General features: G+C 62.7%; 15 protein-coding genes and 1 pseudogene. 6 read left to right on the top strand and 10 right to left on the bottom strand.

What is annotated here, in order from left to right; all coding sequences use genetic code 11:
* Positions 1 to 164 precede the first annotated feature (164 nt).
* The gene (locus PLD_RS06445) at positions 165 to 2,213 is read left to right on the top strand and encodes a c-type cytochrome (protein WP_159890956.1); all 2,049 of its coding nucleotides are present in this window, start codon (positions 165 to 167) and stop codon (positions 2,211 to 2,213) included.
* A gap of 25 nt (positions 2,214 to 2,238) precedes the next feature.
* On the opposite strand, the gene PLD_RS06450 is transcribed toward PLD_RS06445, so the two are convergent.
* Complete coding sequence (locus tag PLD_RS06450; protein ID WP_159890958.1) at positions 2,239 to 2,643, bottom strand: hypothetical protein; 405 nt, start codon at positions 2,641 to 2,643, stop codon at positions 2,239 to 2,241.
* A gap of 120 nt (positions 2,644 to 2,763) precedes the next feature.
* Here PLD_RS06450 and PLD_RS06455 point away from each other — a divergent pair, with 120 nt between their 5' ends.
* Positions 2,764 to 3,333: a hypothetical protein gene (locus PLD_RS06455; RefSeq protein WP_159890960.1), complete on the top strand. Its 570-nt coding sequence runs from the start codon at positions 2,764 to 2,766 to the stop codon at positions 3,331 to 3,333.
* Between the two features lie 9 nt (positions 3,334 to 3,342).
* Here the strand turns inward: PLD_RS06455 and PLD_RS06460 are convergent, their stop codons facing one another.
* The 5 genes and pseudogenes from PLD_RS06460 to gcvA form a co-directional block, all read right to left on the bottom strand.
* Positions 3,343 to 3,705, bottom strand: a complete 363-nt coding sequence (locus tag PLD_RS06460; protein ID WP_159890961.1) for a hypothetical protein — start codon at positions 3,703 to 3,705, stop codon at positions 3,343 to 3,345.
* A 75-nt stretch (positions 3,706 to 3,780) separates the two neighbouring features.
* Positions 3,781 to 4,248: a hypothetical protein gene (locus PLD_RS06465; RefSeq protein ID WP_159890962.1), complete on the bottom strand. Its 468-nt coding sequence runs from the start codon at positions 4,246 to 4,248 to the stop codon at positions 3,781 to 3,783.
* A gap of 37 nt (positions 4,249 to 4,285) precedes the next feature.
* Positions 4,286 to 6,214 (bottom strand): alkaline phosphatase D family protein, encoded by a 1,929-nt coding sequence (locus PLD_RS06470; protein WP_159890963.1) that lies wholly within the window; start codon positions 6,212 to 6,214, stop codon positions 4,286 to 4,288.
* 103 nt (positions 6,215 to 6,317) lie between these two features.
* Positions 6,318 to 6,924: pseudogene (locus PLD_RS06475) on the bottom strand (LysE family translocator).
* A 125-nt stretch (positions 6,925 to 7,049) separates the two neighbouring features.
* Entirely contained in the window at positions 7,050 to 7,979 is a 930-nt protein-coding gene (gene gcvA / locus PLD_RS06480) for a transcriptional regulator GcvA (protein WP_159890964.1), read from the bottom strand.
* A 538-nt stretch (positions 7,980 to 8,517) separates the two neighbouring features.
* On the opposite strand from gcvA, the gene PLD_RS06485 reads away from it, so the two are divergent.
* Positions 8,518 to 8,796, top strand: coding sequence for a DUF3077 domain-containing protein (locus PLD_RS06485; protein ID WP_159890966.1), 279 nt, complete (start codon positions 8,518 to 8,520; stop codon positions 8,794 to 8,796).
* Positions 8,797 to 8,953: 157 nt separating this feature from the next.
* On the opposite strand, the gene PLD_RS06490 is transcribed toward PLD_RS06485, so the two are convergent.
* A complete protein-coding gene (locus PLD_RS06490; protein ID WP_159890968.1) occupies positions 8,954 to 9,277 on the bottom strand; it encodes a hypothetical protein in 324 nt (107 codons plus the stop codon).
* Positions 9,278 to 9,444: 167 nt separating this feature from the next.
* Between PLD_RS06490 and PLD_RS06495 the strand changes: the two genes are divergently transcribed.
* Together PLD_RS06495 and PLD_RS06500 are read left to right on the top strand one after the other, a co-directional pair.
* Positions 9,445 to 10,155 (top strand): response regulator, encoded by a 711-nt coding sequence (locus tag PLD_RS06495; RefSeq protein ID WP_047305971.1) that lies wholly within the window; start codon positions 9,445 to 9,447, stop codon positions 10,153 to 10,155.
* The gene (locus PLD_RS06500; RefSeq protein WP_159890970.1) at positions 10,152 to 11,492 is read left to right on the top strand and encodes an ATP-binding protein; all 1,341 of its coding nucleotides are present in this window, start codon (positions 10,152 to 10,154) and stop codon (positions 11,490 to 11,492) included. Before PLD_RS06495 ends, PLD_RS06500 begins: the two co-directional genes overlap by 4 nt.
* 98 nt (positions 11,493 to 11,590) lie before the next feature.
* Here the strand turns inward: PLD_RS06500 and PLD_RS06505 are convergent, their stop codons facing one another.
* Positions 11,591 to 12,328 (bottom strand): hypothetical protein, encoded by a 738-nt coding sequence (locus tag PLD_RS06505; RefSeq protein ID WP_159890972.1) that lies wholly within the window; start codon positions 12,326 to 12,328, stop codon positions 11,591 to 11,593.
* A gap of 71 nt (positions 12,329 to 12,399) precedes the next feature.
* On the opposite strand from PLD_RS06505, the gene PLD_RS06510 reads away from it, so the two are divergent.
* Entirely contained in the window at positions 12,400 to 12,576 is a 177-nt protein-coding gene (locus PLD_RS06510; RefSeq protein WP_159890974.1) for a hypothetical protein, read from the top strand.
* 16 nt (positions 12,577 to 12,592) lie between these two features.
* On the opposite strand, the gene ppk2 is transcribed toward PLD_RS06510, so the two are convergent.
* Together ppk2 and PLD_RS06520 are read right to left on the bottom strand one after the other, a co-directional pair.
* Positions 12,593 to 13,489, bottom strand: coding sequence for a polyphosphate kinase 2 (gene ppk2 / locus PLD_RS06515; RefSeq protein WP_178116158.1), 897 nt, complete (start codon positions 13,487 to 13,489; stop codon positions 12,593 to 12,595).
* Positions 13,490 to 13,956: 467 nt separating this feature from the next.
* Positions 13,957 to 15,201, bottom strand: a complete 1,245-nt coding sequence (locus PLD_RS06520; RefSeq protein ID WP_159890978.1) for an MFS transporter — start codon at positions 15,199 to 15,201, stop codon at positions 13,957 to 13,959.
* Between the last annotated feature and the right edge of the window lie 5 nt (positions 15,202 to 15,206).

Raw genomic sequence — 15,206 nt, forward strand, 5'->3', positions numbered from 1 at the left:
ATATCAACAGGGTTCTCAGAAAAATCCGCTACAAGGGCAACAGGCTTGGACCCACAAGGTACCGAGCCCCGGGCCCGCACCCTGAGGGCCGGGATCACTAATAAGAACCTTTGTGGATATCGGCCGAGGGGACCACCCCAGGCGGATTTTAAAGGAATAACCTGATGGCTTTCTCTTTGTCGCGCCTGTCCCTGCTGGGCGCCGCGTTGCTCTGCGTACCTCTTTTGCATGCCAGCGAGCCGACCCCGGCAGCGGCGCTTTCCACTCCCGACTCCGAGTTGATCCAGCGCGGCCAGTATGTGGCCCAGCTGGGCGATTGCATTGCCTGCCACACCGCCAAGGGCGGCGCCACCATGGCCGGTGGTCTGGAGCTGAAGACGCCCATGGGTACTCTCTACTCCAGCAACATCACCCCGGATAAAGGCACTGGCATCGGCAGTTACAGCTTTGAGCAATTCGACCGTGCCATGCGCGAAGGCATCACCCCAGACGGCAGCCATCTGTACCCGGCCATGCCGTATCCGTCCTACGCCAAAATGACTGAAGAGGACATGCGCGCGCTCTACGCCTACCTGATGCACGGCGTGGAGCCGGTGGCCCAGGGCAACCTGGACGCCGACATGGGCTTCCCCTTCAACCAGCGCTGGGGCTTGTGGTTCTGGAACCTGGCCTTCGTCGACAAGCAGCCGTTCAAGCCCGATCCGGCCAAGGACGCCCAGCTCAATCGCGGTGCCTATCTGGTCCAGGGGCTGGGCCACTGCGGCGCCTGCCATACCCCGCGGGGCATTGCCTTCCAGGAGAAGGCCATGAGCGACACCGAGTCCGGCGGCCAGCACTACCTGGCCGGCGAGACGGTGGAAGCGTGGCGCGCCCTGAGCCTGCGCAACCTGTGGACCGTGGAAGACACGGTGCAACTGCTCAAGACCGGGCAGAACCGCTTCGCCACGGTGTCTGGCAACATGGCCGAGGTCATCCACCACAGCACCCAACACTTCACCGACGCCGACCTGACCGCCATCGCCGCCTACCTCAAGTCGCTGCCCCCAGGCCAAGATGACCTGCCGATGCCTTCGGTGGCCCAGACCCCGGCGGCACCGCCGAGCAACCTGTTCACCTCCCGCGGCGGCCTGGGCTACGCGCAGTTCTGCTCCGACTGCCACCGCCAGGACGGCGCCGGTGTGCCGCAAATGTTTCCGTCTCTGGCCGGTAACCCCAGTGTCGCCTCGGCCAATCCGACCTCCTTGCTGCACATCACCCTGACCGGCTGGCAGACCGCGCAGACCGCGGCGCATCCACGGGTCTACACCATGCCCGGCTTCGCCCAACTGGCGGATGGCGAAATCGCCGAGATCCTCAGCTTTGTCCGCAGCAGTTGGGGCAACAACGGCTCGGCCATCAGCGCCGAGCAGGTGAAAAAAATGCGTGCACAATTGAGCCCGCAAGTGGACAGCACGCTGTTCGAAACCCCGCGTCTGGCCAACCTGCTGGCGGCGCCGAATGCCGAGCAAGTAGTGCGCGGCATGCGCTTGCACCTGGAAACCAAGGCCCTGCTGCCAGACAACGTCGGCAACTCGCTGAGCTGCACCAGTTGCCACCTCAACGCCGGCACCGTGGCCGACGGTTCACCCTTTGTCGGCGTCTCGGCCTTCTTCCCCAGCTATGCGCCACGGGCCGGCAAGCGCATCACCCTGGAAGAACGCATCAACGGCTGCTTCCGCCGCTCCATGCACGGCAAGCCGCTGCCGGTGAACGGTGCCGACATGCAAGCCATGGTGGCCTACTTCGAGTGGATGAAAATGAACACTCGCCCCGAAGACAAGGTAGCCGGACGCGGCGTGGGCAAGATCGACCCGGCCCTCAAGCCCAACGCCGACAACGGCAAGCAGGTCTATGCCAAGCAATGCGCGGTGTGCCACGGGGCGGATGGCGAAGGCCTGAAACGGGCCGACGGCAGCCTGATCTTCCCGCCGCTGTGGGGCGATCAGTCTTTCAACATCGGCGCCGGCATGTCCCGTACCTACACCGCCGCGGCCTTCGTCAAACGCAACATGCCGATTGGCTTCCACGAGAAATTCCCCCTGGGCCAGGGCGGCCTGTCGGACCAGGAGGCGTTGGACGTGGCCGAGTACTTCTCCCACCAACCGCGTCCGGACTTCCCGGACAAGGTCAAGGACTGGCCCAACGGTGGCCGCCCGGTGGACGCTCGTTACTGATTGCCAAAAGTGCCTGCAAGGTTGATCAGGCCTCGGCTTTCTTGGCCTGCTCAATCGCTGTCTTGATATGCGGCACGGCGTAATGTGTATACCAATGCTGCATGCCGCTGATGGCCTGCTTTGCCGGTGCAGTATCTGCGGCACCAATCAGCTCAGCGCAGGCTTGAGCCATGGCCACCAGTGCTCGCGCTGATTCGGGTACATAAGGTACTGATGCGCCTTGATCGTGACGTTCCTGGATGATCCGATATCGCAGGTTCTCTGGCAGGGTCCAGGCGCTGATTAGAAATTCATGCACCGAATAGTCTTGCTCTTCGATCTGTACCTTGGCTGAGCGATATTCCTCACGGTAGCCGGCAGCTTCAATCTGCTCGCAGCTGTCGATCACCGTGTTCATCATGTCGCGGATCTGTTGCCAGTCGGTGTTCATAATTCTTCCTTGTGGGGGGGTAAAAGAACCGGAGAAAAACCTGCCGACGCTCCGTGGCGCCGAGGTAAGATTGCCATCCTTTGCCTCAGCCTTCGCTGGCGGTCCCATCAAGGATGAATCATGCGGCTGCATTCGATCCTGTTGCTGAGCCTGTCCCTGGGGCTTGGTGGCTGTACCTTTGTCTCCACCCTCAAGGCCACCACCGTGAGTTACCGGGTGCCGGCCGATGCCGGTGACACCGCGCTGATCCGCATCGTTGCCCAGGGGCTGGTGCGTGGCGTCCCCTACAGCGATTGCATCGACTGGCGCAAACCGAGCTCCGGGCTGATGGTTCGCCCCCATCGTGGCATCGCCCATCCCAACTTCCGCAACCTGGGCATTCCCATGACCGCCGCCACCGACCGCATGCGCCGTCAGGAAGGCTTTGGCGCCAACGAGCTGAAGATCCCGGCCAAGCGTCCGTTCGCCTTCATGTTCTACAACACCGAGCCCGGGATGGATAAGGACTACCGCTTTGTCTGCGAACAAAGCGTGACCTTCGTGCCTGAGGCCGGTGCGACCTATCAGATGGTCTTTCTCCAGGACCAGATGTGCACAGCGATGCTGCGCAAGATCGACGATCAGGGCGAGGTACTGTCGGAGCGGGTGGCGCTGCGGCCTACCGATTACTGCAGCGCCGATGCGCGTTAGGGCGCGAACCTAGGGCGCATAGTGTTTGCATATTTCCGCCCAGATATAGGCCCCGCGAAAGCGGATCCAACGGATCAACAAGCGCACGCGAAACGCCTGCCAGCGGCTGCGGCGCCTTAGCGCCAGGCTTGCCTCGATCTCCTCCAGCAAGGGCTCGCGAGCAAAGCCCATCCAGATTTCCGGGATCACTGCCATCAGGTTGATGTAGCACACCGGCGCCACCTCTTCGTAGAGAATGCGCTCCACCTCGGCCCGGTCAAAGGCCTGGGTTTCGCGGGCGATGTAGGCGTAGTCCACCTCGTTATCCACAAAGGCGTCCGACAGTACGTAGCGAATGTCGGCCAGCTGTTCCGGGGTGATTGCTGATGACACGGAGCGCTCCTTCCTGGGGCTTTGGCAATCGATCTGAGGCAATCTGCGCGCCGGATGAGGCGCGCTGCGACGGGCTCACCAGCGACGATAGGGGTGGCCGAAGGGAACCCCGTTCAAGGTGTGAGTGCAGCAAGGGCAATTGGGGCTCATGGTGGCTGCGCTCAGCTGGGGATTGACCTTCTGCAGCAGGCCCTGGGTATCGACGTACAGACCGCTGAAATAGGCGCAGCCGCTGAGCCCCACGTAATCCTGTTGTTCGTGCTCATGCAGGGCCACCAACCAGAAAATCGGTTCCTCCCGATCCAGCCGGCCTTTCGCTTCGCTGAACACCTCATCCCACGGCTGGCCGACCCGGCTGAGCAGAAAACGAAACAATGGCGTGTAATCCAGCCCCAGGCGCTTGTCGGAGTGCATGCTGCCGCGTTGCTGTTCCCTGGCCAGAAGGGCCTTGCTGTGACGCTGTTTGGCGTAGGACGGTGAGTTCTTGTGCCCCACGCCCCGGGTCCGGGTGTTGACCTTGCGATACAACGGTTGTTTTTCCATCGGGCGGGTCCTTCCTGGTGGCCGGCGACAGCAGATTCTATCTCGGCGCGATCATCCGGGTCGGCGCCGCGCGATTGGCATTGTGCTGGAGGATGGTCACCGGCTGGCCCTGCTGATTGAAAAACACCTGGCCGATCCCCGACGAATTCCACAGCCGCTCGCCGGCTTCGGCATGCTCGGGCACGTGGGGTATCACCTTCATCCGCCGGCGCTTGGTGAACCAGTTCAACGGCGAGCGCGGCGAGTAGAGCCAGCGGTTGAGGCGGTCGAACCATTCCAGCAGGGCGGCAGGGAATTCGTTCTTGATGCCGCTGCTGGTGATCTGCCAGATGCGCGGGCCGCCCTGGCGATGACGGATCAGCACTTCGTAGACGAAGGAATAGTGCACATCGCCGGAGAGAATCACGTAGCTGCCCGGGGTTCGCGAGTGGCGGAAGATGTTCAGGATCACCTGGGCCGAACCGCGATGGGCCATCCAGTTTTCCGCGTCCACCAGCAGCGGGTAACCGCACCAGCTGAAGACCTTCTGCACCGTCTCGATCAGCTTGACGCCGAAGATCGGTGCTGGTGAAACGATGATCGCCGAGGGGTGATCCAGCAGTTCATGTTGCAGTTCGCTCAGGGCTTCCCAGTCCAGCAGGCCTGAGGGCTGACCCAGGTTGGACTCGCTGCGCCAGCGCCGGGTGCGGGTGTCCAGCACCACCAGGGCCGGGGTGCTGGGCAATACGTATTGCCACTGCTGGAAACCCAGCAACTGGTCGATCAGGTCGTTTTGGGCCTGACATTCCAGCATGCGTTCCGGAGTTTGTGCCGTGGTGCTCAAGGCGCGGGTGTGGTCCAGCAGTTGGGTGAAGGCGTCCGGGTTGTTACCCCAGCCCTGGCACAGCATGTAAGCCAGCAGCGCGTTGCCGATGATGCGTTTGGAGAAGGGGTGACCGTAGGCGGTTTCTTCCCACTGGGCGCTGAGGTTCCAGTCGTCGGTGATGTCGTGGTCGTCGAAGATCATCAGGCACGACAGGTGGGCGAAGACCCGCGCGGCCCCCTTCAGGCCCTGGATAAAATCGTCGATGCGCTGCTGCTCCCGGGTGTAGCGCGTTTGCTGTTCCGGCGTCAGTTGCGGCGGCTGTGGCGCGATCAGGGTCCAGGGCAGCGGTGACCACACCAGCAGGTACATGGCCAGCACCTCAGCGAACGTCACCAGATGGTTGTCGGCGTTGCTGCTGGTAAAGATCGGCTTTTTCACCCCGCCGAAAAACCGCTCGCGCAGGGTTTCATTGCTCTTCAGCGCCGGGAGCAATTCGGCCCGTTGGTAGTAGCTGGCGCCATGGTGGTACAGCGCCTGGCTGTCGGCCACCACCGCGCCCTCCAACTCTTCATCGAACAGCCCGAGGCGCTCGATCAGGGCGTGAACTGCCCGCAACATGGGCCCGGCCACATCGTCGGCATACACCTGATCGCCGCTCATCATCAACAAGGCCGGGCGCTGTGCGGGCTCGGGCTGTTGCGCCAGCAGGCGGTCGACGCAGAGCAGGCCATCAGTGGACGGGTGATGGGGCTTGCGGCAGGAGCCGTGGAGCAGGTTGTCGATGCGGCTGTGGAGCACGAACTCCGCAGTCCTGGCATCGCCATACAGCAGGTGCGGCGCCCAGTCGGCAATGGATCGGGCGCCGTCCTCGGCGTCGTTGATCAAGAGGTCATAGGCAATCGTCACGTCCTGGGGCAGGGCGGCGTCCAGGGGCACATCGATCAGATGGATAAAGGCCTGGCGCCCGACGGGGATGACCTGGCATTGCTGCTGATCGAGGGGCCGTTCCAGGGCCGGGCCGCCCGTGGGTTGCAAGCGCAGGGTCAGCGGCAACGCCCTTGAACCCACCAGCCACAGCACCAGCCGCGTTGGCTCCAGGCGGCGCAGCAGCGGGCCAGCGAGAACGGGGGGCAGGGCTGGGGCGGGCTTAGTCAGTGGCATCTGCAGCGGGGTCTCTAGCGGTAGCAAAGGGGGCGCAATGGTAGCGCAGCCGATGTCGAAGAAACGTCGGCTGCGGGGGCGGCAGCAAGGCTTTTGTATCCGATTATTTATGGGCGCTGGCCAGCATCACACCGAATCCGAGAAAGGTTATCCCCGACAGTTTGCCGACGATCCTGGCCCCCCTGCCACTGGACAGCCAGCCCCGGGCGCCGTTGGCCATCAGCGCGTAACCGCTGTGCAGCGCAATCACCAACAGGCTGTAGGACGCCACCAGCACAAAGAACTGGCTGTAGTCATCGCCTTGCGGCTGGATGAACTGCGGGAACACCGAGAAAGAAAAAACCGGCCTTGGGGTTGAGCAACTGGATCGACAGGGCCTCGACAAAGCGCCGTCCGGGGCGGCTTTTAGTGTCCTTGAGTGGCGGAATGAAACTCTGCGTGCGCCACATCTTTACCCCCAGATACAGCAAGTACAGGGCGCCGATGTACTTGAGCAGGGTAAAGGCGGTGGTTGAGGCCGCCAGGACCAGACCCAGGCTGCTGGCGGAAATCCCCGCCACCACAAAGGCGCCCAGGGCGATACCGAAAATACCCGGCAGTGCCCCGCTCCAGCCGTGGCGCAGGGCGTTGGACAGGGTCAGCACCACCCCGGGGCCGGGGCTGAGAATGGTCAAGGTGGCCAGCAGTAAAAACAGTCCATAACTTGCCATGCAACACTCCAGAAATGAGCCATTGAAGGGGCGCAGCCTGCTCCGCGGTTGGCGGCCTGACAAACGCTTTAATTGCACGGCTGATGTGCCTAAATCAGATCCATGCACAGGCTCTACAAAGTCTGTCAGGCGCCGCTGGCCCGAGCGGGCACCTGGGTCCGATTAGTCATCGCGTCCTGCTGAATCTGCGCCAGCATCCACTCGATAAACACCTGGGCTTCGGGGGCGGCATCGGCGGCGAGCGCGTAGTAATAGCGGGTCAGTGGCTGGTGCAGTTCCGGCAACGGGCAGACCAGCCGGCCGCTGTTCAGATCCTTGGCCAGCAACGAGGCCGGGCACAGCGCCAGCCCCAGGCCGTCGACACAGGCCTGGAGCACGAAGTGCAGATGGTCGAAATGCAAGGTCGGTGGCTGGCGCAGTGGCTTCAGACTGCAGTGTTCCAGCCATTTTTGCCAGTCGTTGGCGCGGGTACGACTGACCAGCAGGGTATGGCGTCCCAGATCCTTGGGGCTGTTCAGCGCTGCGCTTTGCAACAGCGAGGGCGCGGCCACCACCAGGATTTCATCCTCCAGCAAGCGCTGAGGCTGCAGCGATGGCGCCCAGCCCGAACGCCCGCGACGAATCACCAGATCGAAGGTTTCCTTGGCCGGGTCGGGGAGTAGGGTGCTGGTCACCACTTCCGGCTGGATCTGCGGGTACAGCGCCATGAACTGCGGCAAGCGCGGAATCAGCCAGCGCACCGCGAAGGACGGCCGCACATTGACCGTCACCTTGCGCAAGGCCGCGCCGCGGCGCAGTGAAACCGCGGCCGCGGCGATCTGGGTCAGGGCCACGCTGACCTGTTCATAGAAGGCTTGCCCGGCCGGGGTCAGCACCGACTGGCGAATGCGCCGCTCGAACAGCAACACGCCCAGGTGCTCTTCCAGCCGTTTGATATGGCGGCTTACCGCGCTGTGGCTCACGTGCAGTTCTTCAGCAGCGCGGCTGAAACTCTCGTGGCGAGCGGCGGCGGCAAAGGCGCGGACGGCGTTCAAGGGGGGAAGGTCAGTGATCATGTGTCTAATTTAGTCACCTATACGGCGTAATAAAAGCGTTTGTCAGTGCCACATCGTTAACGTCCATCGCGAGCAAGCTCGCTCCAACATGAGTCACTGACATTCAGCATGGTCGGAGATAGTGAGGGCCAGAGCCTTGGCAAAGGCACCAGGCAGTTCCCCAATAGAATCCACGAAACATCTCGCGCCAAAGCCTGGATTGAACACTTCGGGTATCTCGCTAGGCTTGGACTGTCGCTGCCAATTCAGCGACCGGGCCTGGAAATCCGAGGAAACAATAGGCGCACAGGCGCCACCATGCATTAGACTGCTGGCGTTTTTTTGCACACGCATTTCTTGTCATGGCGGCTGTGCGCGGGAGGTCTTCGGGCCTGCCGGGTTTCCTATTGTCCCGGTTTCCAGCCTGCGCACAGCTGCCACCCTTTCGCCTGGAAACGAACGTGGCAGCACTTCAAATAGGAGTGAGTTCCATGGACGTTTCGACTCAGTATCTTCACCCCACCACAGCTCGTACCCAGGCCCACGCCGGAGGTGCGCAATGACCATCAAGACCCTCGGCCATGTCACTTTCGCCGCCAGTGGCGAAGCCCAGCATCCGCTGTTCCGGGTCAATCCAGGCGTACCGCTGCGTGAAGCCCTGGAGCAGGTGTCGCAATTGCTGTTTCACGCCAAGCATCTGGCTCGGGACGCGGCGCTGGAGCGGGATGACCGCTATGCCTGGGCCGCTCATTACTTCAGCGAGATGGGCAAGGCGATTGTCGATGATTTGTGCCGGGGGAGCTGGCCGGCGGCCGGGGAAGGGCAGCGCGCCGGTTGAGGTGAAGCTCTAAAGGTCTGTGCAGGAGGGGAGCCCGGAGGTGAGTTGCTCCCCGCCTGTGATTCTGTAGGCGCGAGCTGGCTTGCGATAAACCTGAGAACGCCGCGTTTCCCGTCATCGTTGACGTCCATCGCGAGCAAGCTCGCTGCTACAGGCCTCAAGCCGATGCCTGGCGTTCTTCGCCGCGTTCAATGCTCTGCGGCTGCCCCTGTTCAATCACCCAGCGCAACAGTTCGGTCACCGACACCCGGTGCTTGCGCTCCACCCATTCCATGCCTTCGGGGCTGTAGTGCTCGCTGTAGCGGGTCAGCACCAGGTAATGCTGGTCGTCGGACAGGCGCAGGCTGACTTCGCGGCAATGCAGGCTGGCGTCGGCGAGTTTGGTCACCCGTTGCAGCAGCATCAGGGCCTGTTGATCGGAGGTGGATATGGGTAGCTCGTTGGCGACGAGGGGGGCCGGGGCGGGGTTGATCAGGCGCATGGTCAGGGTTCTCCAGCAAGGGGAAGCCGATGCTGGCAGGCAAACCTTGCGCAAAGATGTCTGCTTTATTGCGTTGCTGAAGGTTTATTACGGCGTTGAAATATATGACGCCGGGCGGCGAATGGTTTTAGATAACCGCTTATTCCGACTTGAAGTGATGTCCGCTGGTGAGCCGTCTCTTGATCGTGGACGACGACATTGAAGTCCTCGCGCTGCTGAAGAAATTCTTTGTCCAACAGGGTTATCAGGTGGCGGTGGCCACTGATGGCGCGTCGCTGTGGGCGGCGCTGGAGCGGGAGGTGCCGGACCTGATCATCCTCGATCTGATGCTCCCCGGCGACAACGGCCTGACCCTGTGCCAGCGCTTGCGCCAGCAGCACGCCACGCCGGTGATCATGCTCACCGCCATGGGCGAGTTGAGCGACCGGGTGGTGGGCCTGGAGATGGGGGCCGACGATTACCTGAGCAAGCCTTTCGATGCCCGTGAGCTGCTGGCCCGGGTGCGGGCGGTGCTGCGCCGCGCTGGGGAGAGCCGGCCGGTGAGCGGCGAGGTGCCGCGGCCGTTGATCAAGTTCGCCGACTGGCAACTGGACCTGACTCGCCGTGAGCTGCGCTCGCCGGACCAGGTGATGATTCCGTTGTCGGCGGGGGAATTCGACCTGCTGCTGGTGTTTGTCGAGCACCCGCAGCGCATCCTCACCCGCGAGCAGTTGCTGGACCTGGCCCGGGGCCAGGCCCATGACGCTTTTGATCGCAGCATCGATGTCCAGGTCAGCCGCTTGCGGCGCAAGCTGGAGTTCGACACCAAGCGCCCGGCGATGATTCGCACCGTGCGCAATGGCGGTTATCTGTTCACCCCCAGCGTGACCCGCCAGTGAAGCTGATCAAGCCCCTGTGGCGCTATCGCCTGCGCGATACCGTGGCGCGCTGGATCGCCCTGACCATCATCATGGCCATGCTCACCGCCCTGGCGTTCAACGCTTTGTTCGTGCAACTGGCCGGAGTCTGGGCCTATCCGCCCCTGGCGGAAACCGGGTTGCTGGAAAAGTCCGCGGCCATCGTGCGCATGATCGAAGCCTCGGAACCGGGCCAGCGCCGGCAACTGGCGGCGGCGGTCAGCAGTGATCACTTGAGCATTGCCTGGCAGGCAACGCGGCAGGGCCTGGATCTGCCGCTGCTGGAAGACTCCGAATACCGCGATGGCTCCGAGGCGTTTCGCGCCTTGCTCGGCCCACCGCAGCGGCACATCGAGGCCTATCAGCCCAGCGACTGGAGAGGCGATAAAGGCCGCTACGCGTTGCTGGTGCAGTTGACCGATCAAAGCTGGCTGATGTTTTCTTCGACGTCGCGCCGTTGGGGGCTGGAGGAGGGCACGCGCAACCTGATCGTGATCGCCCTGGTGCTGATCTCCACCGGCCTGGTGGCCTTGATCGCTACTCGCCGGTTGGCCAAGCCGCTGCAGCAGTTCGCCCAGGGCGCACGGCGCTTTGCCGTGGACTTTCGCGCGCCGCCCATCGAGCCGGTGGGGCCCCACGAAATCCGCCAGGCGACCCTCGCGTTCAACGCCATGCAGGCGCAGTTGCAGCACTTCATCAAGGACCGCACGCAGATGCTCGCGGCCATTTCCCATGACTTGCGCACACCGCTGACCCGCATGCGCCTGCGCGGCGAGTTCATCGAAGATGCCGATCAACAGCAGCGCCTGTTTCGCGATGTGGACGAAATGCAGGCCATGATCAATTCGGCCCTGGAGTTCTTTCGCGACGATGCCAGGCTGGAGCAGGCGACCCATTTTGATCTGGCGGAGTTGCTGCAGACCCTGGTGGACGACTATCGCGACCAGTCCATGGAGATTCTGTTCAGCGGCCCGCCACGCCTGGTGTATTGCGGCCGGCCCCTGGGGCTCAAGCGGGTGATGACCAACCTGCTGGATAACGCGATCAAGTACGGGGGCGAGCCGGCCATCGTGCTGGAGCAGGGCGCCGATCAATTGCGGGTGCGGGTGCTGGACCGTGGCCCGGGAATTGCGCCCGAGGCGCTGGAGCAGGTATTTGCGCCGTTCTACCGGCTGGAGAGTTCGCGCAACAAGAGCACCGGTGGCGTGGGCCTGGGGCTGTCGGCGGCGCGGGCCATCGTTCGCGAGCATGGCGGTGAGTTGCGCCTGTTCAACCGTGACGGTGGTGGCTTGGAAGCACGGGTGGAATTGCCGCTGTAACTGCTGCCGCAGGCTGCGACAAGACCCGAAGGGCCTTGCGAAGCCCTTCGAGTGCCCAGGCCGGCCGATCCCGGCCTGGGCTCACAATCCGTTGTGGTTCAGGACCAGTCGAAGCAGAACAGCACCAGACCTTCCACCGGCTCGTAGAACATCACGATCAGGTCGGCGCCGCTGATGCCGTAGTGGTAGGCCGGAACCCCGAGCACGTGTTGAAAACGCCGCCCCGCAGGGCTCAAGGGCCAGACGTCGATGTCGCCGCTGTCATCGGTGGCCTCGACGATGTCCATGGGGAACTCTACGGTTTCCACCCAGTTGCCGTAACCCTCGGCGATACCGCCGATCTCATCGATAAAGGTCAGGCGTTGCTCGTCATCTTCCGGCCAGGTCAGGTAGCCCAATTGCTGGTAGCGCTGGCGCGCGGTCTGGTAGGCGGCGTGTTGCTCGGCGTAATGGCGTTGCAGCTCGCTGCGTAAGTTACGCTGTGGTTCGGGCAACTGGGCGTTGTCCGGGTGCAGAAAGAAGTAGCGCGGATCGCCGCATAGGCGGTAGCGACCGTGCTCGATCTTGAAGCCGATCCAGTTGGTTTTCAGCAGCTCGCTGCCAAAGTCGCAGTGTTCCGTCAACTCGCCCACCAACCCCTCGTGAGGTTCGATGGGGCTTAACAGGTGCAGGCGTCCGGCCCACTCAGGGTTGATCAGGCTGGCGTCTATGGACAGCAGCGGCAGCAGGTGCTCGGCCAGCTCTTGCTGGTCGGCGACGAACACATCTTTGGCGTTGGGAAAGGCGATGGCGCCGGGAGGCAGTTGGGTGTAGTGCGCGGTGGCGACGGTGGGCATTGATCGAGTCCTTGATGATTGGGCATGTATAGCGCGCAAGCGCGGTCGCGATTTTGCGGGGTTGCTGACGAATGAACAATCCGTTGGCGGCGCGCAAGGACGGCGTTGCTCTGCAAGGTTCGGTCATGGGGGCGTGGTGTGTAGGCGGTTTCAGTGGAGGCGGGGTGATCAAACCGTTTGAAAGAGGGCAGGTGGCCAGAAGTTGCGGTGGCAAACGGGACGTGAACCTCAAGGTCGGCGCCCCGTAGCGTGTTGCAATGTTACTCAGGCCGACAGGGCCAGTTTTGTAGCGTCGGCATCTGCCGTCGCCTGGGCTTGGGTGTGCTCGTCTTCTTCCAGCCCCCGGGAGGCACGGCCGACCAGCAGTGGGTCCGGGGCGTGGGCGACTTTCAGGTTTTTGTCCGGGTAGTCCAATTCGTGGAGGAAGTGGCGGATGCAGTTGATCCGCGCGCGCTTCTTGTCGTCGGACTTGATTACCGTCCACGGTGCATCGGCGGTGTCGGTGTGGAAGAACATCGCCTGCTTGGCGGCGGTGTATTCGTCCCACTTGTCCAGGGACTTGATGTCGATGGGCGAGAGCTTCCAGTGTTTGAGCGGATCGTCCCGGCGCGAGATAAACCGTCGCAGTTGTTCTTCACGGTTCACCGAGAACCAGAACTTGAACATCAGGATGCCGCTGTTGCACAGCATGCGTTCCAGCTCCGGGGTCTGGCGCATGAACTCCAGGTATTGCAGGGGCGAGCAGAACTCCATCACGCGCTCGACTCCGGCGCGGTTGTACCAGGAGCGGTCGAAGAAGACCATTTCCCCGGCGGTGGGCAAATGCTGGATGTAGCGCTGGAAGTACCACTGGCCCTTTTCCTGTTCCGAGGGCTTTTCCAGGGCCACGATCCGCGCACCACGGGGGTTGAGGTGTTCCATGAAGCGCTTGATGGTGCCGCCTTTACCGGCCGCGTCACGGCCTTCGAACAGCACCACGATGCGCTGCCCGGTTTCCTTGACCCAGCTTTGCACCTTGAGCAGCTCGATCTGCAGCTCGTTCTTGGCCTTTTCGTACTCGGCGCGGCGCATGCGGTTGCGATACGGGTAGTTGCCCGGCAGCGCGGCCGACATGCTGTCTTCATTGGAGCCGCGAGGCGCCATGGCCACTTGCAGGGCCATGGGTTTCTGGCTGATGGCGCCGATTTCGGCCTCGACGGTTTTCACCGGCGCCGCTTTGCTGGCGGTGCGTGGGCGGCGGGTGCGCGGTGTGGCGGCTTTGCGCGGGGCGACCTTGGTGCTGGCCGGGCTGGTACTGGCTGAGGCGTGTTTCACTTGGGCGGGAGGCAGGGGGTGGGCGGTGGATTCTTCACTCATGAGAGGGGCCTGTGGTTGCGTTCAATGTCCTTCGGTCATTTTTAGGGTTGGGGGGCGAGGGGCCGTTGATCTCGATCAAATTTGTAATAAGGAAAATTCGCTATTGAGTTGAGATTTTTTCATGCACTCACTTCAGGGTTATCTGGCTTGGGAGGTGCGGCGCGGGAGCTGGATGATCGCAGCGCCTGGAGTGTCGTCAGGCTGGTCGAAGGCGTTTTTTAAACAATAGAACGCGGGCAGGTGACTGTCTGAGCGCCGGCCTGTGTTCGACTTCAAGTCGAGCCCAGAGCCCATGCATGGCTTTTTTCAACGCGAGGAAACAGCCCTGCCGCCAACAGTGCACAGAGGGCGGCGGCCAGCCACACCAGGCCCCAGGAGAAGTGCGTCATGAGGGCTGATACGGCAATCGGGGTTGCGAACAGCACTACAAAGACGCAGGTATTGCCCATGGCCAGAGCCGTGCCCGTCCGACTGGCGCCGGCCAGTGTCGCCAGCTCGGTGTAGGCGACACCGTGCCAGGCGGACACGCTGATTCCAGCGATGATCATCACACCGATGGTCAGGGCGCTGGCCAGCGGGGTTTGGCTGATGCCATAGAAGCTGGCGGCCGCTACCGTTGCGCTCAAGAGCAGGAAGGTCAGGGTGCTCAACCAGGCGCAGGCCTTGAGGTAGCGGCGCCGGTTCTTGTTTTTGTCGGTCCAGCGCCCGCTCCAGATCCGGCTGACGATCGCGCCAATCTGGATGACTGCCAGAGTCGCGGAAACCAGGGTGATGTCGATGTTGCCAACGTCATGAAAGAACACCGCCGCATAGGTGAGAATGGCAAATTGCGGGGCGCAGAGCAGGGCGATGGCCAGGACGATTCGCCAGATTCTTGGGTCTTTCAAGGGGCTGTTGCGGCTCTCCAGGCGCTGTTTTTTTGCCGCACTGCTGGAGAAGTCCGGCTCGTACAGCCATAACCAGGCAAACAGGGCGGCCACCAGGCAGAACAGCGCCGATGCCGTGAATACTTCGATAAAACCGTAGGTATGCGCCAGGTAGGGCAATACCATCGCGCCCAAGGCATAGCCCCCGGGTACAGCGGTCTGCCGAATACTCATCGCCAGCCCGCGCTCGCCTTCCTTGAACCAGGCCATGATGGCCCGGCCGCTGGCGCCGTTGACGCTGCTGCCCAACAGGCCCACGGTGAACAGCCCCGCCGCCAGCAGGCCCACCGTGGGGGCATAAAAGGCCAGTATGGCCAGGATCAGCAAGGCGATGCCGGAGGTCAAAAGCCCGGTCAGCAGAACCGGACGATCCCCCCAGCGATCGGTGAGCAGGCCCCAGGGAATTTCGCTGAGGGCGATGCCCAGTCCGAGCACCCCCAGGACCAATCCCAGCTCGGCGTTGTCCAGCTGATAGGTGGCGCGCATATAGACCGCTGTAGCGGGCAGTCCCCCTATCACACTGGAAAAACTGGCGTTGGCCGCAACGCCGACGCCGAGCACGTTCCACCGGTGACCGTTATTTACAGGCATTAGGA

It is taken from the genome of Pseudomonas sp. LD120, from assembly GCF_009861525.1.
Taxonomy (GTDB): domain Bacteria; phylum Pseudomonadota; class Gammaproteobacteria; order Pseudomonadales; family Pseudomonadaceae; genus Aquipseudomonas.

Coding starts and splice junctions, on each gene's coding strand:
- PLD_RS06445 (WP_159890956.1), top strand. CDS start 165: ATGGCTTTCTCTTTGTCGCGCCTGTCCCTGCTGGGCGCCGCGTTGCTC.
- PLD_RS06450 (WP_159890958.1), bottom strand. CDS start 2,643: ATGAACACCGACTGGCAACAGATCCGCGACATGATGAACACGGTGATC.
- PLD_RS06455 (WP_159890960.1), top strand. CDS start 2,764: ATGCGGCTGCATTCGATCCTGTTGCTGAGCCTGTCCCTGGGGCTTGGT.
- PLD_RS06465 (WP_159890962.1), bottom strand. CDS start 4,248: ATGGAAAAACAACCGTTGTATCGCAAGGTCAACACCCGGACCCGGGGC.
- PLD_RS06470 (WP_159890963.1), bottom strand. CDS start 6,214: ATGCCACTGACTAAGCCCGCCCCAGCCCTGCCCCCCGTTCTCGCTGGC.
- gcvA (WP_159890964.1), bottom strand. CDS start 7,979: ATGATCACTGACCTTCCCCCCTTGAACGCCGTCCGCGCCTTTGCCGCC.
- PLD_RS06485 (WP_159890966.1), top strand. CDS start 8,518: ATGACCATCAAGACCCTCGGCCATGTCACTTTCGCCGCCAGTGGCGAA.
- PLD_RS06490 (WP_159890968.1), bottom strand. CDS start 9,277: ATGCGCCTGATCAACCCCGCCCCGGCCCCCCTCGTCGCCAACGAGCTA.
- PLD_RS06505 (WP_159890972.1), bottom strand. CDS start 12,328: ATGCCCACCGTCGCCACCGCGCACTACACCCAACTGCCTCCCGGCGCC.
- PLD_RS06510 (WP_159890974.1), top strand. CDS start 12,400: ATGAACAATCCGTTGGCGGCGCGCAAGGACGGCGTTGCTCTGCAAGGT.
- ppk2 (WP_178116158.1), bottom strand. CDS start 13,489: ATGGCCCTGCAAGTGGCCATGGCGCCTCGCGGCTCCAATGAAGACAGC.
- PLD_RS06520 (WP_159890978.1), bottom strand. CDS start 15,201: ATGCCTGTAAATAACGGTCACCGGTGGAACGTGCTCGGCGTCGGCGTT.